15 protein-coding genes and 2 pseudogenes are annotated in these 21,073 nt (G+C 62.9%); 5 read left to right on the top strand and 12 right to left on the bottom strand.

Annotation, left to right across the window (positions count from 1 at the left end):
• The first annotated feature begins 67 nt into the window (after positions 1 to 67).
• Positions 68 to 882 (top strand): annotated as a pseudogene (locus TU80_RS05105) (MFS transporter).
• Positions 883 to 1,006: 124 nt separating this feature from the next.
• Here TU80_RS05105 and TU80_RS05110 read toward each other — a convergent pair.
• Complete coding sequence (locus tag TU80_RS05110; RefSeq protein ID WP_017845036.1) at positions 1,007 to 1,465, bottom strand: REP-associated tyrosine transposase; 459 nt, start codon at positions 1,463 to 1,465, stop codon at positions 1,007 to 1,009.
• A 451-nt stretch (positions 1,466 to 1,916) separates the two neighbouring features.
• Here TU80_RS05110 and ilvD point away from each other — a divergent pair, with 451 nt between their 5' ends.
• Entirely contained in the window at positions 1,917 to 3,758 is a 1,842-nt protein-coding gene (gene ilvD / locus TU80_RS05115) for a dihydroxy-acid dehydratase (RefSeq protein WP_057003962.1), read from the top strand.
• Positions 3,759 to 3,814: 56 nt separating this feature from the next.
• Here the strand turns inward: ilvD and TU80_RS05120 are convergent, their stop codons facing one another.
• On the bottom strand, positions 3,815 to 4,993 hold the full coding sequence (locus TU80_RS05120; RefSeq protein WP_057004027.1) for a GDSL-type esterase/lipase family protein: 1,179 nt from the start codon (positions 4,991 to 4,993) through the stop codon (positions 3,815 to 3,817).
• Positions 4,994 to 5,215: 222 nt separating this feature from the next.
• Positions 5,216 to 6,277, bottom strand: coding sequence for an HAD family hydrolase (locus TU80_RS05125; protein WP_046381742.1), 1,062 nt, complete (start codon positions 6,275 to 6,277; stop codon positions 5,216 to 5,218).
• 241 nt (positions 6,278 to 6,518) lie between these two features.
• Here TU80_RS05125 and TU80_RS05130 point away from each other — a divergent pair, with 241 nt between their 5' ends.
• Complete coding sequence (locus tag TU80_RS05130; protein WP_057003963.1) at positions 6,519 to 7,910, top strand: L-cystine transporter; 1,392 nt, start codon at positions 6,519 to 6,521, stop codon at positions 7,908 to 7,910.
• Between the two features lie 100 nt (positions 7,911 to 8,010).
• Here TU80_RS05130 and TU80_RS05135 read toward each other — a convergent pair whose 3' ends face one another.
• On the bottom strand, positions 8,011 to 8,523 hold the full coding sequence (locus TU80_RS05135; protein ID WP_046381740.1) for a dihydrofolate reductase: 513 nt from the start codon (positions 8,521 to 8,523) through the stop codon (positions 8,011 to 8,013).
• Positions 8,524 to 8,613: 90 nt separating this feature from the next.
• Between TU80_RS05135 and TU80_RS05140 the strand changes: the two genes are divergently transcribed.
• Together TU80_RS05140 and TU80_RS05145 are read left to right on the top strand one after the other, a co-directional pair.
• Positions 8,614 to 9,993, top strand: a complete 1,380-nt coding sequence (locus TU80_RS05140; RefSeq protein WP_057003964.1) for a DUF2868 domain-containing protein — start codon at positions 8,614 to 8,616, stop codon at positions 9,991 to 9,993.
• On the top strand, positions 9,986 to 11,353 hold the full coding sequence (locus TU80_RS05145) for a DUF3482 domain-containing protein (protein WP_017845042.1): 1,368 nt from the start codon (positions 9,986 to 9,988) through the stop codon (positions 11,351 to 11,353). Before TU80_RS05140 ends, TU80_RS05145 begins: the two co-directional genes overlap by 8 nt.
• Before the next feature lie 9 nt (positions 11,354 to 11,362).
• Here the strand turns inward: TU80_RS05145 and TU80_RS05150 are convergent, their stop codons facing one another.
• The 8 genes and pseudogenes from TU80_RS05150 to TU80_RS05185 form a co-directional block, all read right to left on the bottom strand.
• Positions 11,363 to 11,902, bottom strand: a complete 540-nt coding sequence (locus tag TU80_RS05150; RefSeq protein ID WP_057003965.1) for a hypothetical protein — start codon at positions 11,900 to 11,902, stop codon at positions 11,363 to 11,365.
• Positions 11,903 to 11,995: 93 nt separating this feature from the next.
• Positions 11,996 to 12,550: a phosphonate degradation HD-domain oxygenase gene (locus TU80_RS05155; RefSeq protein ID WP_026139794.1), complete on the bottom strand. Its 555-nt coding sequence runs from the start codon at positions 12,548 to 12,550 to the stop codon at positions 11,996 to 11,998.
• Positions 12,550 to 13,680: pseudogene (locus tag TU80_RS05160) on the bottom strand (TIGR03364 family FAD-dependent oxidoreductase); the annotation flags it as partial. The pseudogene TU80_RS05160 and the gene TU80_RS05155, both read right to left, overlap by 1 nt.
• A 125-nt stretch (positions 13,681 to 13,805) precedes the next feature.
• A complete protein-coding gene (locus TU80_RS05165) occupies positions 13,806 to 14,819 on the bottom strand; it encodes a putative 2-aminoethylphosphonate ABC transporter substrate-binding protein (protein ID WP_046381735.1) in 1,014 nt (337 codons plus the stop codon).
• An 18-nt stretch (positions 14,820 to 14,837) separates the two neighbouring features.
• Positions 14,838 to 16,550 (bottom strand): putative 2-aminoethylphosphonate ABC transporter permease subunit, encoded by a 1,713-nt coding sequence (locus TU80_RS05170; protein ID WP_046381734.1) that lies wholly within the window; start codon positions 16,548 to 16,550, stop codon positions 14,838 to 14,840.
• Between the two features lies 1 nt (position 16,551).
• Positions 16,552 to 17,616 (bottom strand): putative 2-aminoethylphosphonate ABC transporter ATP-binding protein, encoded by a 1,065-nt coding sequence (locus tag TU80_RS05175; RefSeq protein WP_046381733.1) that lies wholly within the window; start codon positions 17,614 to 17,616, stop codon positions 16,552 to 16,554.
• Between the two features lie 237 nt (positions 17,617 to 17,853).
• Entirely contained in the window at positions 17,854 to 18,717 is an 864-nt protein-coding gene (locus TU80_RS05180) for a LysR family transcriptional regulator (RefSeq protein WP_057003967.1), read from the bottom strand.
• A 16-nt stretch (positions 18,718 to 18,733) separates the two neighbouring features.
• Positions 18,734 to 20,992, bottom strand: a complete 2,259-nt coding sequence (locus TU80_RS05185; RefSeq protein WP_057003968.1) for a heavy metal translocating P-type ATPase — start codon at positions 20,990 to 20,992, stop codon at positions 18,734 to 18,736.
• Positions 20,993 to 21,073 lie beyond the last annotated feature (81 nt).

Below are 21,073 nucleotides of genomic sequence, written 5' to 3' on the forward strand. Positions count from 1 at the left end.
ATTTGATTGAATTCCATTTTTCGCAGACTAGTATCGGTTTCTGGTTTTACTCCGGAAATGACCACTCATGTCTGAGCCCTTCTGCTCTCCCGCCCTCAGTGGCGAGGTAAAACGCCAACAACTTTCCCGCTTCATCCTGATCACCTGCATTGCCCTGATCAGCTTCTTCCCGATCAATATTCTCCTGCCGTCGTTCCCCGCCCTGGCCGCCCAATTCGACACTCCGACGGCCGACGTCGCGCTCTCGATCAGCCTGTTCACACTGGTCTTCTCCATCTCCCAACTGATCGCCGGCCCGTTGTCGGACAAATGGGGGCCTAAGGAAGTGCTGCTCGGCTGCATCACGCTGTCGATTCTTGGATCGCCGCGCAGGTGTTCGCCTGCTACTTCGCCTTGATCAGCGTGACGCCGCTGATTTTCATGGACGCGCTGAAGCTTTCCGAATATCAGTACGCGCTGGTGATGATGGTGTACGGCGCGGCTTATCTCCTCGGCGGGGTGGCGGCCTCGTACCTGCAAAAACGTATCGCGCTGTCCCGGCAAATCAATATCGGTCTTGGGTTGTTGCTGGTCGCGGGTGTGCTGCTGGCGCTGATTATCATCTTTGAAGCCATTACCACAGTGACCCTGCTCATCCCGATGCTGATCAGCGCACTGGCGGTCACCCTGGTTCGTCCCGCCGCAATTTCGGCGGCGATGCTGTTGTTTTCAAGCAGCGCGGGCACAGCAGCGTCAGCAGGAAATAGCATCATGTTCTTCACCGCCGCCGTCAGCAGCGCAGCGCTTGCGCAAACCGGCAGTCATTTGCTGATCACGATTGCCGTGAGCTTTATCATTTTCAGCCTGTGGAGTTGGCTGACCAATGCGCGAGTCGGACACTGACACTTCCCCCCTGTAGGAGCGAGCTTGCTCGCGAAGAACGTCAACGATAACGCAGCGCTATCAGGTAGCCCGCGTCGTCTATGCGTTCTTCGCGAGCAAGCTCGCTCCTACAAGGGGGAAGAGGTCACAACCAGATGGCGTCCCATAGCGGGTACTGGCCGATATGCTCGACCAGCCCTGCACGCAAGGGATTGGCCACGATATAGCGGGCCATTGCTTTCAAATCTTCCTCCCGACGCAGTGCGCGGTCGAAGTAACCTTTTTGCCATAGGGTCCCGAACGAACACCTGGCCTGGTTGATGGCACGGGCACTTCGCGACTTGGTGATTCGCATCAGCCTTGGCAAGTCGCCGTTATGCAACTCGACCAGCCAATGGAAATGGTCAGGCATGACCACCCAGGCCAGCGAAGTCGCCTCACCCTCGTCCTGAGCCTGCCTGAACTCACTGACAAGCAGGCGGCCGATGCGCCAGTCCTGAAAGACCGATTGTCGTTGATGGGTAACCGCAGTGATCAGGTAAATACGGCCCGACTCCGAACAGCGCCCGATGCGCAGCCGATGTGCACGTTGCTGGGTGGACATTCCTTCGTCCTCTTCTGTGAGTGAAAGAGAAACGGTAGGCGCAGCGACGTCAACCGGCCTCTAAACAGTGGTTCTGAATATGTCCCTCCCCTGTAGGAGCGAGCTTGCTCGCGAAGAACGTCAACAATAACGCCGTACTATCAGGAGGCCCGTGTCGCCTGTTCGTTTTTCGCGAGCAAGCTCGCTCCTACATCAGATTGGTTGATCCGGGCGTGCGTCGCCACGGCGCTTTTCGCCATTCCCTCCAGCCGCCAGCGGTGTAGAATCGGCCTATTCATCGCCAGTCATCCCCCGGCGGGTTTATGAGCTCGAGGCCAAAACGCACGGCGATCCCGTAACGTTTGCGGCAACGTCCGGACACCACGGCCATTTTTCGGGTGTTCCAGACGTCCATAGAAGCTCACTCCCCTTAGCACCTGATTAGTTTTGATTAGCCGCCCGGAGGGCTCAAATGCCAGATTACCGCTCGAAAACATCCACCCATGGCCGCAACATGGCCGGCGCCCGCGCACTGTGGCGTGCCACGGGGATGAAAGATGACGACTTCAAGAAGCCGATCATCGCGATTGCCAACTCGTTCACCCAGTTCGTCCCCGGCCACGTCCACCTCAAGGACCTGGGCCAACTGGTCGCCCGCGAGATCGAACGCGCCGGCGGTGTCGCCAAGGAATTCAACACCATCGCCGTGGACGACGGCATCGCCATGGGCCATGACGGCATGCTGTATTCCCTGCCGAGCCGCGAGATCATCGCCGACTCCGTGGAGTACATGGTCAACGCCCACTGCGCCGACGCCATCGTGTGCATCTCGAACTGCGACAAGATCACCCCCGGCATGCTGATGGCCGCCCTGCGCCTGAACGTCCCGGTGATCTTCGTCTCCGGCGGCCCGATGGAAGCCGGCAAGACCAAACTCGCCTCCCACGGCCTCGACCTGGTCGATGCCATGGTCATCGCCGCCGATTCCAGCGCTTCTGACGAGAAGGTCGCGGAATACGAGCGCAGCGCCTGCCCGACCTGCGGTTCGTGCTCCGGCATGTTCACCGCCAACTCGATGAACTGCCTGGTGGAAGCCCTGGGCCTGGCCTTGCCGGGCAACGGTTCCACGCTGGCCACCCACAGCGACCGCGAGCAACTGTTCCTGCAGGCCGGCCGCACCATCGTCGAGCTGTGCAAGCGCTACTACGGCGAGAACGATGAGTCGGTGTTGCCGCGCAACATCGCCAACTTCAAGGCGTTCGAAAACGCCATGACCCTGGACATCGCCATGGGCGGTTCCACCAACACCATCCTGCACTTGCTGGCCGCGGCCCAGGAAGCCGAGATCGATTTCGACCTGCGCGACATCGACCGCCTGTCCCGTCATGTGCCGCAACTGTGCAAAGTCGCGCCGAACATCCAGAAGTACCACATGGAAGACGTGCACCGCGCCGGCGGGATCTTCTCGATCTTAGGTTCCCTGGCGCGCGGCGGCCTGCTGCACACCGACCTGCCGACTGTACACAGCAAGTCCCTCGCCGAAGGCATCGCCAAGTGGGACATCACCCAGACTGACGACGAAGCCGTACACACCTTCTTCAAGGCCGGCCCGGCGGGCATCCCGACCCAGACCGCGTTCAGCCAGTCGACCCGTTGGGACACCCTCGACGCCGACCGTGAAAACGGCTGCATCCGCAGTGTCGAGCACGCCTATTCGAAAGAAGGCGGCCTGGCCGTGCTGTACGGCAACATCGCCCTCGACGGCTGCGTGGTGAAAACCGCCGGTGTGGATGAGTCGATCCACGTGTTCGAAGGTCGCGCCAAGATCTACGAAAGCCAGGACAGCTCGGTACGCGGCATCCTCGCCGACGAAGTCAAAGAAGGCGACATCGTGATCATCCGCTACGAAGGCCCGAAAGGCGGCCCGGGTATGCAGGAGATGCTCTACCCAACGTCGTACCTGAAATCCAAAGGCCTGGGCAAAGCCTGCGCGCTGTTGACCGACGGCCGTTTCTCCGGCGGCACCTCGGGCCTGTCCATCGGCCATGCTTCGCCTGAAGCCGCTGCCGGCGGCGCGATTGGCCTGGTACAGGACGGCGACAAGGTACTGATCGACATTCCGAACCGCTCGATCAACCTGTTGATCAGCGACGAAGAACTGGCCGCGCGCCGGGTCGAGCAGGACAAGAAGGGCTGGAAGCCGGTGGAGAAGCGTCCGCGCAAAGTCACTACCGCGTTGAAGGCTTATGCGTTGCTGGCGACCAGTGCCGACAAGGGTGCGGTGCGTAACAAGGCGATGCTGGACGGGCTGTAAGGCCTAATCCTGCGCATAAAAAAGCCCCGCCCAGTGCGGGGCTTTTTGTTAAAGGTTTACTGCCCAGCCAAGCGGGTTTGCAAATAACGATAAAGCCCGGCCGCACTCTTTCGATAGCCTTGCTCGTTCAGGTGAACCAGATCGTTCTGAGCAAGGTGGTCGGCCTGCCAAGCCTCAATCGAACAGGGGCCTCCCATATACGCTTGCCAGTCCCAGAACAGAGCCCCCGCGCGTAAGGCGGCCTGCCGTTGGATCTGGATGACCCGAGACAGATTTTTCGGCTGACGCTCTTCGCACGCCATGCCGGACCGCTGCTTTATCGAGTCTGCCGGCCCGACCAACAAAAGCACGGTGGCGGGTAATGTGCGGCGCAAGAACGCGAGCTTTTCAAGCAACTCATCGTGATAACGCCTCGGATCCAGATCGTCATCGAACGCTTCGTTACCGCCATACGCCAGCACCAGCAGGTCGGGATGCAGCGCGTTCAACGTATGCTCCCATCCGGCCTGCCACGAATCGACCGAATTCAGGGTTGCACCGTTGATACCCAGTGCCGAGTAAGTCACTCCAGTCTGTTGCTGTGACTCGATATTCCAGCCGCCGAGCGCAACCCCCCGTTCACTGATGATCGCCAGGTCCAATGGCAGGGCCAGATTTTCGAGCGCCCGACTGAACCGCCATTGCCCGGAAGTCGACAACAATGGCACCGCCATGTGACGAATGCCGTCATCCGCCACCAAACCGCTGTCAACATCAGCTCGGTACAGCGCAGAAACCCGGTAGCGCATTTCATGGGGTTCTCGCACACCAATCCTGACGTGGGCGTTGGGCGCCACGGGCAACGCCAGATAACCACCGAGCGGGAATTCATCGCTGTGCTGATAACGGCTTGAAATCAGGCGCCATTGGTCACTATCAGCCGCCAGTACCACTTGATCGTAACGGGTGCCTGGGACCGGTGTAGCCGCGACGAAACCTATTCCGCCCTCACCATATTGCAGTTGGAACAAACGGCGCATTTCACCGGAAAACCAATCAGCCGCCGTATGGGAGTCGCCCAACTGCACGATATTGACGGAACTACCGTGCGAAACCTTGAGCTTGTCGGCCAACGTCACTAAACCAGAAACAGGCACTGCTTGCGGTTCTGCCGCCAAGGCCCGAATCGAGAACAGCGCACTGCATCCGCCTGACACCGCCAGCAACACCATCGAGCGACATAGCCATAGCCACATGTTGCAGTCCCCTGACCATCCCGATAGTTGACTATAGCCGTCGCTCAGCGGCACAGGCCCGATAAAAATCCGCGCCGTGCGGGGCATTTTTTTGCCTGGAGAAAACCTCCAACACACGGGAGATCAACAGGTGGGAGGGGGCTTGCTCCCGATAGCGGTGGGTCAGTCAACACTGCTATCGGGAGCAAGCCCCCTCCCACAATTACCGGCGTACACCCGTGGTTACTGGATCTCGTCAGGCTTGACGATCACCCAGTTCTTGTCCGCCGTCACCGGCAAGCCTTCCTTGGCCTGGGCGGCCGCGTGCTTGGCCATCATGCCGTTGAGCTGGGTCATGTACTTGTCTTTGCGGTTGACCCACAGGTGAATGCCGCCCTTGGCCACGTCCACATCGTGGAACAGCATGTAGCCGTCGCTGGTCGGGGTATCGCCGCCGACGATTACCGGCTTTTTCCATTCGTCGATGTAGGTCAGGATCGCGGCGTGCTTACCGGCCATCCAGGTCGCCGGGGTCCACAGGTAGGGGGTCAATTCCAGACCGAGGTTGGCTTTTTCGTCGTATTTGCCGGCAGTGATCTGCTTGCGTGCGGTGGTCAGTTCGCCGGTCTTGCGGTCCTTGAGCAGGGTGCTCACGCCGATGACGTTCTGCGGTTTGACGTTGTAGCCGTACTTCGGATCGGCAGCGACCATGCGTACCAGCTCTTCCGACGCGGCGGTCATCACATACACCTCGATGCCGTTTTCCATGAGCTTGTTGTACAGCTCAGCCTGACCGGTGAAGACTTTCGGCGGCTGGACTTCGGAGTTCTTCACCGCGTCGCCTTCGAAATAGCTGACCGGCACTGGCTTGCCGGAGGCCATCAACTCATCGACCTGGACCTTGAGTTCCTTGAGGGTAAAACCTGCAAACACCTGGGCCACCCACGGGTAGCAGACCATGTCGTCCACTTCGCAGAGGCGATAGTAGTAACTGAACAGGCTTTCCTTATGCTCGGCGGTGTCTTTGAAGGGCATAAGCTTGAGCGACGGGTCGAGGCTGTCGCGGGTGATCAGGCCCTTGTTTTCCATGTAGGGCAGCAGGGACTCTTCGAGGTCGTAGCGGTAGCTGGTGTTGTCCATGTCGAACACCGCGAAGTTACCCTTGTTGGCGTTGGCGGCGATCATTTCGTTCAGTTGCTTGGCGGCCGGGGCCGGCCAGTGTTTCAACTCGGTGGCGGCGAACGCCTGGCCGGCGAGTGCGAGGCAGAATGCGGCGGATACCAGTAGTTTCGGCGCGAGCTTCATAGGCGTTGTCTCCCTGAGTGAAAGACATCGACGCTAACAAATCCCTGTGACAGTTTTCGCCCGGTCGCGACCGCTTGCGTTCTGATTCCGCCATTGCCATGTGCCTGAGCGCCAACTACTTATTCCAAAAACGACAGACACCATTCCATATTGGTATTAAATCAATATATATCAAGCTGTTAGGCTTCCCGGTTCGCAATCGCAGGCTCACGCGATTGGCAACACTCTCAACGGAGCTTCAATGAATCTGCCCCTGATTCTCAACTTACTGGTGTTCGTGGCCCTGTTGCTGGGCCTGGCACAAACCCGTCGAACGAACTGGAGCCTCGCCAAGAAGGTCCTGTTCGCCCTGATACTCGGCGTGGCGTTCGGTACGGCCTTGCACACCATTTACGGCGATGGCAACCCGGTCCTCAAAGCCTCTATCGGCTGGTTCGATCTGGTCGGCAACGGTTATGTGCAGTTGCTGCAAATGATCGTGATCCCGCTGGTGTTCGCTTCGATCCTCAGCGCCGTGGCACGTCTGCACAACGCCGCGTCCCTGGGCAAGATCAGCTTCCTGACCATCGGCACCCTACTGTTCACCACCGCGATTGCGGCGCTGATCGGCATCGGCCTGACCAACCTGTTCGGCCTCACCGCCGAAGGCCTGGTGGCCGGCACCCAGGAAATGGCGCGCCTGCAAGTGATCCAGAACGACTACGCGGGCAAGGTCGCCGACCTGAATATCCCGCAGTTGCTGTTGTCGTTCGTGCCGCAAAACCCGTTCGCCGACCTGGCCCGCGCCAAGCCGACCTCGATCATCAGCGTGGTGATCTTCGCCGCCTTCCTCGGCGTGGCCGCGCTGCAACTGCTCAAGGATGACGTGGAAAAGGGCCAGAAAGTGCTCAACGCCATCGACACCCTGCAAGCCTGGGTGATGCGCCTGGTGCGCCTGGTGATGAAGCTCACGCCCTACGGCGTATTGGCGCTGATGACCAAGGTGGTCGCCGGCTCCAACCTGCAAGACATCATCAAGCTCGGCAGTTTTGTCGTGGTCTCGTACCTGGCGCTGGGGCTGATGTTCGTCGTGCATGGCCTGCTGCTGTCGCTGGCCGGGATCAACCCGCTGCGCTTCTTGCGCAAGGTCTGGCCGGTGCTGACGTTCGCCTTCACCAGCCGCTCCAGCGCGGCGGCGATCCCGCTGAGTATCGAAGCGCAGACCCGCCGCCTGGGCATCCCGCACGCCATCGCCGGTTTCGCCGCCTCGTTCGGCGCGACCATCGGCCAGAACGGTTGCGCCGGTCTCTACCCGGCAATGCTGGCGGTGATGGTCGCGCCGACGGTCGGCATCAACCCGTTGGACCCGCTGTGGATCGCGACCCTGGTGGCGATTGTGACCTTGAGTTCGGCGGGCGTTGCCGGCGTGGGCGGTGGGGCGACGTTTGCCGCGCTGATCGTACTGCCGGCGATGGGCTTGCCGGTGTCACTGGTGGCGCTGCTGATTTCCGTGGAGCCGCTGATCGACATGGGCCGTACCGCGTTGAACGTGAACGGTTCGATGACAGCCGGGGCGATTACCAGCCAGATCATGCAGCAGACGGATAAAGAACGGCTGAATGCGGATGAGCATGCGGAGTTGGCGCAGGCCTGATAGACCGCTATCGGGGGCAAGTCGAATCGTCGCACCGCCCCTCCCACACTTGATCGCATTCACTCGGTCAAATGTGGGAGGGGGCTTGCCCCCGATGCTTTTAGGCTTTTTCCCAGACTTCGAAGTTGTAAGCCGGCTTGTCACCTTCGGCTGGGTTCTGCAGATTGGAAACCAACTTCCACTGGTTCTCATCAAACGCCGGAAACCACGCATCCCCTTCCGGGCTCAGCGCCACCCGCGTCAGGTACAGGCGATCCGCCTGTTCCAGCCCCTGCGCATAAAGCTGCGCGCCGCCGATCAACATCAGCTCATCCACGCCCTGCTCCAGGGCCCACGCTTGCGCACGCGCCACCGCCGCTTCAAGCGACGGAAAAACTTCCGCACCTTCCAGCGCCAGGTCGGTCTGACGACTGACCACAATGTTCAAGCGCCCCGGCAGCGGTCGACCCAGGGAATCCCAGGTCTTGCGCCCCATGATGATCGGCTTGCCCAGGGTGGTGGCCTTGAAATATTTGAAATCCCCCGGCAAATGCCAGGGCATGCTGTTGTCGACGCCGATCACACGGTTTTCACCGAGGGCTGCGATCAGGCTTAGAGGGAGAGTTTTTTTCATGGCGACGAGAATACCAGAGCCACGCGAAGCGTACCCCAACCGGCTGCACAGCGGTTATGCTCCAGGCTCACTGACACAACAGGACGGCGCGTGACTGCACTGACCCCCCTGCAAACACTCTGGCTGACGGAAACCGTGCGCCTGCGCGAAGAACACGCCGGCCCGCTGGAAGATCAGCAAGCCAATCGCCTGGCCCGCACGGCCGGTGGCGACCTGCCGACGCGCATTCAACAGCGCGCCCTGCACCTGGCCGAGCGCGATGGGCTGACAACCGCCCTCATCCGCTGGCTGCAAGGTGCGCGTTTGGCCCTGATACTGCTGGCGATAGTCGCGGTGATCAGTGGTGCGGGCCTGGCCTTTGCTGCGCTGGGTAACGGCTTGACCCCGGTGAATGTGTTCTGGGCGCTGGGCAGCCTGCTCGGCTTGAACCTGATCCTGCTGATCAGTTGGGCATTGGGCCTGCTGTTTGCCGGAGAACACAGCGCCAGCCTTGGCCGGCTGTGGTTGTGGCTCAGCGAAAAATTCGCGCGTGACGCCAAAGCCGCGCAACTGGCGCCGGCGTTGCTGCTGCTATTGCAGCGCCAGAAGCTCAATCGCTGGGCCGTCGGGGTGCTGGTCAACAGCCTGTGGTTACTCGCGTTGCTCAGCGCGCTGGCGATCCTGCTGACGCTGCTCGCCACCCGGCGCTACGGTTTTGTGTGGGAAACCACCATCCTCGGCGCCGACACCTTCGTCGCCGTGACCCAAGCCCTCGGCGCCCTGCCCGCCCTGCTTGGTTTCAACGTCCCCACGGTGGAGATGATCCGCGCCAGCGGCGATTCCGCCCTGAACATCGACAGCGCCCGCCAGGCCTGGGCCGCCTGGCTGGTGGGCGTGTTGCTGGTCTACGGCCTGTTGCCGCGGTTGATTCTCGCCCTGCTGTGCCTGTGGCGCTGGAAACGCGGACGCGCCGCCCTGCGCCTGGACCTCAACCTGCCCGGCTACAGCCAACTGCGCGAACGCCTGATGCCGAGCAGCGAACGGCTTGGGGTCAACGATGCGGCACCGGAGCAGTTGCACGCCGTCAGCGGCGGCGTCAGCGAACTGCACAGCGACGGCGCTCTGGTGGTCGCCATCGAACTCGACGACCAGCACCCGTGGCCGCCGAAGCTGCCGGGCAACGTGCAGAACGCCGGCATCCTCGACAGCCGCGAATCACGCCACAAACTGCTGGAACAACTGACCCGCTTCCCGCCCGCGCGCCTGGCCATCGCCTGCGACCCGCGCCGCTCGCCCGACCGGGGCAGCCTGGCGCTGATCGCCGAACTGGCGCGCAGCGCCAGCGCCACCCGCGTGTGGCTGCTGCAAGCGCCACCCGGCCAGGCGCTGGACGCCGAGCGCCTGGGCGATTGGCACGCGGCGCTGCAACAACTGGAACTGCCCTTCGCCGATTGCGCGCCGTTGAACTGGCTGGAGAGCGGCCATGACTAAACCCCTGAAACTCGCCGTGGTCGGCCACACCAATGTCGGCAAGACCTCGCTGCTGCGCACCCTGACCCGCGATGTCGGTTTCGGCGAAGTCTCCCATCGCCCCAGCACCACGCGGCATGTCGAAGGCGCGCGCTTGTCGGTCGAGGGCGAAGCCCTGCTGGAACTCTACGACACCCCCGGCCTGGAAGACGCCATCGCCCTGCTCGACTATCTGGAGCGCCTCGATCGCCCCGGCGAACGCCTCGACGGCCCGGCACGCCTGGCGCGGTTCCTCGAAGGCAGCGAAGCCCGCCAGCGTTTCGAACAGGAAGCCAAGGTGCTGCGCCAACTGCTGGCCTCCGACGCCGGCCTGTATGTGATCGACGCCCGCGAGCCGGTGCTGGCCAAGTACCGCGACGAACTGCAAGTGCTGGCCAGTTGCGGCAAACCGTTATTGCCCGTGCTCAACTTCGTCAGCAGCAACGATCATCGCGAACCGGACTGGCGCGAAGCCCTGGCCCGCCTCGGCCTGCACGCACTGGTGCGGTTCGACAGCGTCGCGCCGCCGGAAGACGGCGAACGCCGCCTGTATGAAAGCCTCGCCCTGCTACTGGAAAACGCCCGGCCCCAACTGGAACGGCTGATCCTCGACCAGCACGCCCAACGCCAGGCCCGCCAGCAAAGTGCCGCGCGGCTGATCGCCGAACTGCTGATCGACTGCGCCGCGTGCCGGCGCAGCGTGGTCACTGAAGAGGAACCGCAAGCCATCGGCGATTTGCGCAAGGCTGTGCGCCAGCGCGAGCAGCGTTGCGTGGAAGCCTTGCTCAAGCTGTTCGGCTTCCGCCCGCAGGACGCCGCCGCCAGCGACTTGCCGCTGCTCGACGGGCGCTGGGGCGATGACCTGTTCAACCCGGAAACCCTCAAGCAACTCGGCGTGCGCGTCGGCGGCGGGATTGCCGCCGGCGCGGCCGCCGGTGCCGGGGTCGACCTGCTGGTGGGTGGGTTGACCCTTGGCGCCGCCGCGCTGGCGGGCGCCATTGCCGGTGGCGCGCTGCAAACCGCGCGCAGCTATGGCGGGCGCCTGCTGGGCAAAATCAAGGGCCAGCGCGAGCTGACCGTCGACGACAGCGTGCTGCGCCTGCTGGCCCTGCGCCAACGCCAATTGCTCAAGGCCCTGAACCTGCGCGGTCATGCGGCGATGCACAGCATCAAGGTCGACACGCCGCAGGACAAGACCTGGCGCGAAGGCAAACTGCCCGATGCCCTGCACAAGGCCCGCGCCCACCCGCAGTGGTCGTCCCTCAACCCCCACGCCAAATTGAGCCAGGCCGAGCGCCAGGAGCAGGTCGAAGCCCTGGCCGCCCGGCTCGATGAAGCGTGACCGCGCTTATTAGTGTGCGTACCACTCAAAGCCCAGAAAGGTCGTACACAACGTGCGGATCAGCTCTTTATCGGCCTTGTCCGCAATACCGTCGCGGTCGATGTCACTATTGGTAAACGATTCCAGCACCCCGTCGCCATCGCCGTCATAGGCGGCGGCCTTGTAGATCAGCGAGCCCTTGCACTGCGGCGCCGTGCGTTCTTGGAATTCCAGCTTGACCGCGTTGGGCGTGCCGGCCTTGGCGTAATGATCGACGTACAGCGTCAACGTGCGCTGCCAGTGGCTGCGCCGATTGAACCAGTTCAATTTCAAAAAGCAGTCGGCGAAAGTGTCCACCCGCTGTTTTTCCAGCCGACAAGGGCGAGTGACCGGGTTCAGATCGTCCGCCCATTGCAGGTCGACCCGGCCGTCCGCGCTCATGTCCACGGCGAAGATCTCGTGGATCAGTTCATCAGGACAGCCAGCCTGCTGCTCATAGAAGTGCAGGATGACTGTGTCCGCCCGACCGTTGCCGCTCATGTCCTGGGCCGTCACTTTTAAGTAGCGCATCAGCGTTGCTCCTTGGATTGAAGAAGCAAGCCACCTTAGTGATCCGACCTCAGGGGCTCTAGGCGGCGCATCTGCGTTTGGCGTAAGGCCAATCTACGCAACCAGTAGCCGCGCGGCCTTGGCCTTGAGTACCTGCAGATCGAGCACCGGCACCTGCGCTTGCTTGGCCTGTTCGTCCCAGTGGCGCAGACGCAGGCTGATGGCGTAGAGCGGGTCTTGCTCGAACGCCCGCGCTTCGTCAGGCGTCATTGCCCCGCCTTGATACGCCAGCGTGCGGCGGCTGGCTTCGCTCAACCGGGCGTAGTAGTCCGGCTGGCTGAATGTCAGGTAGCGCTTGGCCTCGACGTGATATTCCACCAGCCGCGCCAGGCGCTCGCTGAAACCGACGCGGCGCAGGTAATCGGCGCCCAGCCGCTCATGGCTGACCACGCCATAGCCGCCCATGTTCGCACCGCCCTGGCCGCAAAGATGGCCGATATCGTGGAAAAACGCCGCCAGCACCACTTCATCGTCGAAGCCTTCGGCCATGGCCCACTGCGCGGCCTGGGACATGTGTTCGAGCTGCGACACCGCCTCGCCGATGTAATCCGCCGTGCCGTGTTGCTCGTACAGGCCGAAAACCTCGGCAATCACCTGCTGCGGATTCATCATGCCGCCCCCCACAGTGCGCTGATATTGCGCTCGCCCAGCGCCGGCCCCACGCTCATGCCCACGCCGGTATGCATCAACGCGGCGCTGACACCGGGCGCCACGCGCAGGAACGAGAACGGCACCCGCCCGCGTGCGCCGTAGACGCCCTGCCAACGCTCGACCACCTGGACCTTGCAACCCAGGGTCTGCTCGGCCAGTTCGAGCATCCAGTCATCGACCTGCTCGGCGTTGAACGGCGACGCATCGCGGCCGTAGTCGTGGGAGTCGCCGATGATCAGTTCGCCATGGGGCGTCGGGCTGATCAGCAAGTGAATCCCGTGCTCATGCAGGTACGGTGCCTCGCGCAGGATCTGCGCCTGCACCGCCGCCGCTTCCGGCAGGTCGGCAAACGCGCCGTAATGCACGCAACTGAGGCCGGTGAGCAAGGCATGTTGCAGGTTCAGGTTGACCGCCGGCCGTGCGCGCAGCATTTGCAGGCGGCAGATATGCGGGTCGAGTTCGGCAATCGCTTCGGCCAGCAGGGTTTGGTAGTCGTGGCCCGAGCAGACCACGATCTGCGCGCCACGAAAACTGCCCGCCGTGCTGTGCAACTGGCCGGGCTCGACGTCGCGCACCAGGGTCGAAAAGTGAAACTCCACCTGCAGTTCCCCGCGCAGGTAATCGATCAACGCCGGGATCGCCTCGCGCGAATACAGCTGCTGATCGTCCTTGCCGTGCAACGCTGCGCGGTGATGACGGAATTGGCCGCCGTACAGATCCCGCAACGCCGCGCCCTGCAGCAGTTCGACGTTATAGCCATACGCCTGGGCGCGGCCGGCGCAGAAGGCTTCCAGCAGGTGTTCTTCGGCTTCGCTGCGGGCGAACAGATACGAGCCGTTGCGCTTGAGCTGCAAGCCGGCCAGCCGCGCCCATTCGCCCCAGATATCGCGGCTTTGCCGCGCCAGGTCGAGCATCGGGCCTGGCGGTTGGCCGGTGACCAGGGCCTGGCCGAAGTTGCGTACCGAGGCGCCCAACGGCGTGGCGCTGCGCTCGAACACCTTGACCTTGAGCCCGCGCTTGGCTGCTGCGTAGGCGTGGGACAGGCCGAGGATGCCGGCGCCGATGATCAATAAATCTGTCATGACATACGTAACCCTCTGTAGGAGCGAGCTTGCTCGCGAAGCACGTCAACGATAACGCAGCGCTATCAGGTAGCCCGCGTCGTCTATGGGTTCTTCGCGAGCAAGCTCGCTCCTACAGGTAGAGGTGAAATTTATTGTTTTTCCGACTTGCCGTCATAGCGCTTGCGCCATTCAGTCAGAATGCTGTCGCGGTTTTTCGAGGCCCAGGTGAAGTCGTTCTTGATCAGCCGCTGCTCGTAGTCCGCCGGCAATTCGGTCTGCGGCTTGGCGATGCCCGGCTGGGCGAGCACGGCGAAGTTGTCCTTGTACAGGTCCATCGCGGCGGTGCTGGCGGAGAAGTCGGCGAGTTTCTTCGCCGCGTCGGCGTGGGCGCTGCCTTTGATCACCGCCGTCGCTTCGATGTCCCAGCCCAGGCCTTCTTTCGGCAGGATGATGTCCAGCGGCGCGCCCTGGCGCTTCAGCTGCACGGCCGGGTATTCGAAGGAAATACCGATCGGGAATTCACCCGAAGCCGCCAGCTTGCACGGCTTGGAACCGGAGTGGACGTACTGGCCGATGTTCTGGTGCAGGTCGTCCATGTACTGCCAGCCCTGCTTCTCGCCGAAGGTCTGCAGCCAGGCGCTCACATCCAGGAAACCGGTGCCCGAGGACGCCGGGTTGGGCATCACGATCTTGCCCTTGTACTCAGGCTTGGTCAGGTCTTGCCAGCTCACCGGTTTGCTCAGGCCCTGCTTCTCGGCTTCGACGGTGTTGAAGCAGATCGTCGCGGCCCAGACGTCCATGCCGACCCACGCAGGCGGGTTGGCGGCGTCACGGTAGTGTTTGCCGATCTTGTCCAGGCCCTTGGGCGCGTAACTTTCGAGCATGCCTTGCTGGTCGAGGATCGCCAGGCTCGACGCGGCCAGGCCCCAGACCACATCGGCTTGCGGGCGGTCTTTTTCCGCGAGCAGCTTGGCGGTGATGATGCCGGTGGAGTCACGCACCCATTTGATTTCGATGTCGGGGTTGGCCTGCTCGAAGGCCTGTTTATAGGTCTTCAATTGCTCGGCTTCGAGGGCCGTGTACACGGTCAATTCAGTCTTGGCGAAGGCATTCAGGCTGAATGCAGTGAGTACGGCAGCGACCAACGCGAGGGGCTTGAACATGGCATACCTCCTTCAGGGTTATTGGCCCGGCGCGGTCTGGCGCCAGGCTTGGGAGCGGCGCAACGCGCCACGTGAGGCCCACGCCAGCAGCAGCGAGACGCCGGCCGAAGTGAACAGAATCAAAGTGGACATGGCCGCCGCGCCGCCCACATTGCCGGCGTCGTCCATGTTCAACACGGCGACGGCGGCGAGGATGGTGTCGGGGCTGTAGAGGAAGATCGCCGCCGAGACAGTGGTCATCGCCGACACAAACAGGTAGCGCACGATGTCCAGCAGCGCCGGCAGGCAGATCGGCACGGTGACGCGCAGGTAGTGGCGGTACAGCGGCGCCTTGAGCGACAGCGCGGCGGCTTCGAACTCGGCATCGAGCTGGCGCAGCGCGGTGGTGGCGGTCATCTGCGCGGTGGTCAAATAATGAGCGATGGTACACACCACCAGCAGCGTCATGGTGCCGTAGAACACATGCAGCGGGTTGCCGCTGAGGTTGAAGAAGAAGACGTAGCCCAGGCCCAGCACCAGGCCCGGCACGGCCATCGGCACGAAGCTGAGCATGCGCAGCGCCAGGTTCAGGCCTTTCTGGCCCTGGGTCTTTTCCATCAGGTACGCGCCGGTGAAGATCAGCACGCTGCCGATCAACGCCGTACACAGCGCCAGGGTCAGGCTGTTGCGGTACGCCAGCCAGCCGCCGCCGGCTGTGTCTTCGAACTGGTAGTGGTTGAGCGACAGCGACAGGTTGTAGGGCCAGAACTTCACCAGCGACGAGTACACCGCCATGCCGAACACCAGCAGCAACACCGCGCAGATCAGCAGCACGATGGCCAGGTAACAGGCATCGCGCCGCCGCGACGGGGCCGGCTGGAACACTTGGGCACGGCCGCCCATGGCATCACCCTGGCGCCGACGCAGCCAGGTATCGACGCCAAAGCTGAACAGCGCCGGCAGCAGCAACACCATGCCGATCAACGCCCCGCGCCCGAACTGTTGCTGGCCGACCACGGCCTTGTAGGCTTCCAGCGCCAGCACCTGATAATCGCCGCCGACCACCACCGGTACGCCGAAGTCGGTGATGGTCAGGGTGAACACCAGGCAAAACGCGGCGAACACCGCCTGGCGCGTGGCAGGCCAAGTGATGCTGCGAAATGCCCGGGCCGGGCTGGCACCCATGCTCGAGGCGGCATCGAACAAGCGCGCATCCGCCAGGGAAAGCGCCGACAACAGGATCATCAAGGCGTGTGGGAAGGTGTAGATCACCTCACCGAGGACAATGCCCCAGAAGCCGTAGATATTCTCCGACAACAAACCGCGCAGCAGGCCCTGGTTGCCGAACAGATAGACCAACGCGATCCCCGGCAGCATTGACGGCGCCATCAACGGCAGCAGCGACAACCCGCGCCAGAGCGCCTTGGCCGGGATCAGTGTGCGTTGCAGCGCGTAGGCAAACAGATACGCCAGCGGTACGACAATGACCGCCACGCTGAGGGAGACTTTCAGGCTATTCCCAAGCAGCCAGTGGAAGTTGGCGCTGCTGACCAGTTCCCGTGCCGCCACCAGCCCGCCGCCCTGCCCGGCTTCGCTGCTGAAGCCGCGCCAGAAGATCGCCAGCAGCGGCAACAACACTGCGATACCCAGCAGGCACAGCCACAGCCATTTGCCGCCCAGCACGAAAAGGCGGTCGCCCAACTCGGCGCGGGACACCCGGCGTGCAATGGGCAGCGTCATCAGCGCACCCATGTCAGGCAAACACCTGCAGGCTACGCGGCGGCAACGCGACCCAGATGTCCTGGGCCCCCAGGCGCGGCATGGCTTCCGGAGCCAGTTCGGCCAGCAGCGGATGACCGGGCAGTTGCGCCAGTTCAAAGCTCATGCGGCAACGGTTGCCGAGGAAGGTGATCTCGCGGACCTTGGCCGCAAACAGGTTCTCTTCATGCACCAGCGGGTTGACGCTGATCGCTTCCGGGCGGCAGAACAGGCGCCCGGAGGTGGCCGCGCCAGCATCATCGGCCAGGCGCATGTGCATCCCGCCGACCTGGGCGTGGCTCGCGCTGCTGCGGCTGAACGGCAGCCAATTGCCCTGGCCGACGAACTCCGCCACGAACGGTGTGGCCGGGCGGTCGTAGATCTCTTGGGGCGTGGCGTATTGCTCGACCTTACCGTTGTTCATCACGGCAATGCGGTCGGCCATCAACATGGCTTCGTCCTGATTGTGGGTGACCATCAGCGTGGTGACACCGAGGCGCCGTTGCAGTTGGCGCAGCTCGGTACACAGGTGCTCACGGACGCGGGCGTCGAGGGCCGACATCGGCTCATCGAGCAGCAACAGCGAGGGTGCCGGCGCCAAGGCGCGGGCCAGGGCGACCCGTTGTTGCTGGCCGCCGGAGAGTTGGCCGGGGTATTTCTTTTCGCTGCCGAGCAGGCCGACCAGTTCGAGCATCTGACCGACACGCTTGCGCACTTCATCGCGACCGCTGCCGGTGAGGCCGTAGCCGATATTCGCTTCAACGCTGAGGTTGGGGAACAGCGCGTAGGACTGGAACAAAATGCCGTAGTCCCGCGCCTGCGGCGGCAGCAGGGAAACATCCCGCTCCCCCAGGTAAAGCTCTCCACTGTCCTGGCGCTCGAGGCCGGCGATGCAGCGCAGCAGCGTGGTCTTGCCGCAACCGGACGGGCCCAGCAAGCACACCAGCTCGCCGGCGGCGACGTCCAGGGACACGTTGTCCAGCGCGGTAAAGGCGCCGAAGCGTTTCTGGATACCGCGCACCTTCATTGGCGCGCCGGGTTGGGTCAGGGCTGTGTTCATGGAGGCACCTCATCAAACAGATGAGGGCCATGCTAGGCAGGCAATGCGTCCCTGATGTGGCAGAAAGGCAAAACGTGGCGATAGTGGTATTGGTGGATTTGGGTAGGGGGGGTGCCAGGTCCGGCGCTATCGGGGGCAAGCCCCCTCCCACATTTTGACCGCATTCTCATGTTGGAACTCGGTCAAGTGTGGGAGGGGGCTTGCCCCCGATAGCGCCCTCAAGACCACCACCGGATTTCAGATCGGCGACATTTCCTGCGCCAACCCGAGAAAAGCAGCTGGCAGGCGAGCGCCTTTTCTTTCCTTGAGGCAGTAGAGATACTCAGCGATCTGCGGCGCGTTCTCGATGGTCAGCACTCGCAGTTGCGGGTCATGGGGCACTTCCTGGCGGGCGATGATGCTGATGCCGATATTGCGCAGCACCGCTTCACGAATCGACTCGCGGCTGCCGATTTCCAGCAGCGGCCCGTAACTCACGCCGGCACCCTGCAGCAGCTGTTCCGTCAGGCGTCGCGTGGTGGAGCCGGCTTCACGCATCAACAGCGTATGCCCGGCCAGCGCGGTCAACGGCACATGATCGAGCGTCGCCAACGGGTGGTTCCGATGCACCGCCAGCACCAGCGGATCGGTGCCCAGCACACGGCGAATCAGGCGCGGGTCTTCCAGCAGTTGCGAGGACGCGGCGACGTCGACGCGGTAATCATCCAGGGCTTCGAGCACCTGTTGGGAGTTGCCGATTTCCACCGACACGTCCACCTGGGGTAAACGCTCGCGAAAGGCTTTGACCAGGTCGAGGATGTAATACGGCGCCGTCGCGGCAATCCGCAATGCGCCCTGGACCTGGCCACTGTTACGCAGGAAAAACTCGATATCCGCTTCCTGCTGCAACAGCGTCTTGACCATCGGCAGCAGGCGCGCGCCTTCGTCGCTGACCGTCAGGCGGCGGCCCCCGCGATAGAACAGCTCGACGCCGTACTGGCTTTCCAGGTTGCGGATCTGCGTGGTGACGGTGGGCTGGCTCAGGCCGAGTTTTTTCGCCGCCTGGGTGATGCTGCCCAGGCGGGCGACCATAAAAAACGCCTTCAACTCGGCACTCAGCACACCACCCTCACATCATTTATTTGCGCAGCAGGCGCAGGCCATTGAACACCACCAGCAGGCTTACGCCCATGTCGGCGAACACCGCCATCCACATGGTGGCCATGCCCAGGAAGGTGACCGCAAGGAAGACCGCCTTGATCACCAGCGCCAGGGCGATGTTCTGCTTGAGGATACTCGAGGTTTGCCGCGACAACCGAATGAAAGCCGGAATCTTGCGCAAATCATCGTCCATCAAGGCCACGTCGGCAGTTTCGATGGCAGTGTCGGTGCCTGCCGCGGCCATGGCAAAACCGATCTCGGCGCGGGCCAACGCCGGGGCGTCGTTGATGCCGTCGCCAACCATGCCCACGCGCCGGCCTTGGCCGTAAAGGGCTTCGATGGCTAGCAGTTTGTCGGTGGGCAACAGGTCGCCCTGGGCCTGGTCGATGCCGACCTGGGCCGCAATCGCCTGGGCAGTGTGGGTGTTGTCGCCGGTGAGCATCAGGGTTTTGATGCCCAGCTCGTGCAACTGCTGGATCGCTTCGCGGCTGCTGTCCTTGACCGTGTCGGCCACGGCGAACAGCGCCAGCGGGCCGGATGTGTCGAGCAGCAGCACCACGGATTTGCCTTGTTTCTCCAGGGCGAAGAGTTTGTCTTCCAGCGCGGGCGAGCACAGGCCGAGTTCTTCCACCAGGCGGTGGTTGCCCAGGTGGTAGGTTGCGCCGTTGATATCACCGCGCACACCGCGACCGGTCAGGGCAGTGAAGTTATCCACAGCATGGCGCGGCAGGTTTTTATCCACAGCCGCGTTGGCGATGGCCAGCGATACCGGGTGGTCGGAACGCCCGGCGAGGGCGGCGGCCAACGCCGGCGCACTGTCTTCGACATTCGGGAACAGTGCCAGGTAGTCGGTTTGCACCGGTTTGCCGTGGGTGATAGTGCCGGTCTTGTCGAGGGCCAGGTAGTCGAGCTTGTAACCGCCCTCCAGGTACACGCCGCCCTTGATCAGGATGCCTTTGCGCGCCGCTGCGGCCAGGCCGCTGACGATGGTCACCGGGGTGGAGATCACCAAGGCGCACGGGCATGCGACCACCAGCAGCACCAGGGCGCGGTAGATCCAGTCGAACCAGACGCCAGCCATGAACAGCGGCGGGATCAGCGCCACGCCCAGGGCAAACAGGAACACCGCCGGGGTGTAGATCTTCGCAAAACGGTCGACAAAACGCTGGGTCGGCGCGCGGGCGCCCTGAGCCTGTTCCACGGCGTGGATGATCCGCGCCAGGGTCGAGTTGCTGGCGGCCGCCGTGACTGCGTATTCCAGGGAACCGGCCTGGTTGATGGTGCCGGCGAAGACTTTATCGCCCACGGTTTTTTCAATCGGCAGGCTTTCGCCGGTGATCGGCGCCTGGTCGATGGTCGACTGGCCGGCGGTGACTTCGCCGTCCAGGCCGATGCGCTCGCCGGGGCGAACCCGCACGATGGCGCCCAATTCCACACTGTTCACTTCCCGTTCGGCCCAACTGCCGTCGGCCTGGCGCACTGTGGCCCGTTCCGGGGTCATCTGCATCAAGCCGCTGATGGCATTGCGCGCGCGGTCGAGGGACTTGGCTTCGATCAATTCGGCCACGGTGAACAGGAACATCACCATCGCCGCTTCCGGCCATTGGCCGATCAGGATCGCGCCGGTCACGGCGATGCTCATCAGCGCGTTGATGTTCAGGTTGAGGTTTTTCAGGGCGATCCAGCCCTTTTTATAGGTGGTCAGGCCGCCGCTGAGGATCGAGACCAGCGCCACCAGGGCGATCACCCAGGTCGGGGCCGCGTTGGTGAAGTGGATCACTTCGGCCGCCAGGGCGCCGACGCCGGACAACGCCAACGGCCACCAGTGTTTCTTCGCCGGCGGTGCGGCAGCCGGGGTGCCCTCTTCGATCGGATCGGCCTGCATGCCCAGGGACTTGATGGCGTCGATGATCGGCGCGGTGCTCGGCAGGTCATGGGTGACACCGAGGATGCGGTTGATCAGGTTGAATTCCAACTGCTGCACACCGGCAAGCTTGCCCAGTTTGTTCTGGATCAGGGTCTGCTCGGTGGGGCAGTCCATGGCTTCGATGCGGAAGGTGCTCAGGCGCGAATCGGCGCTGGGCGCGGCGCTCAGTTGCACCAACGCCGGGGCTGGCGTGCCGGAGCAGCAGGAACCGGCGTGGCCGTGGTCATGCACCGGTGTCAGTTTTTTCGGCGCATGAGCGTGGTCATGCGCGTGATCGTGCGTGTGCGGGGTGTGATGGGAGTCGCTCATCTGGTCGCGTCCGTAAGGTGCCTGTTGCCAAGTAAAGACCCTGTAGCCACTATAGGGTCAAGCACCCATTTGGAGATTGTT

The organism is Pseudomonas veronii (assembly GCF_001439695.1).
GTDB lineage: Bacteria > Pseudomonadota > Gammaproteobacteria > Pseudomonadales > Pseudomonadaceae > Aquipseudomonas > Aquipseudomonas veronii.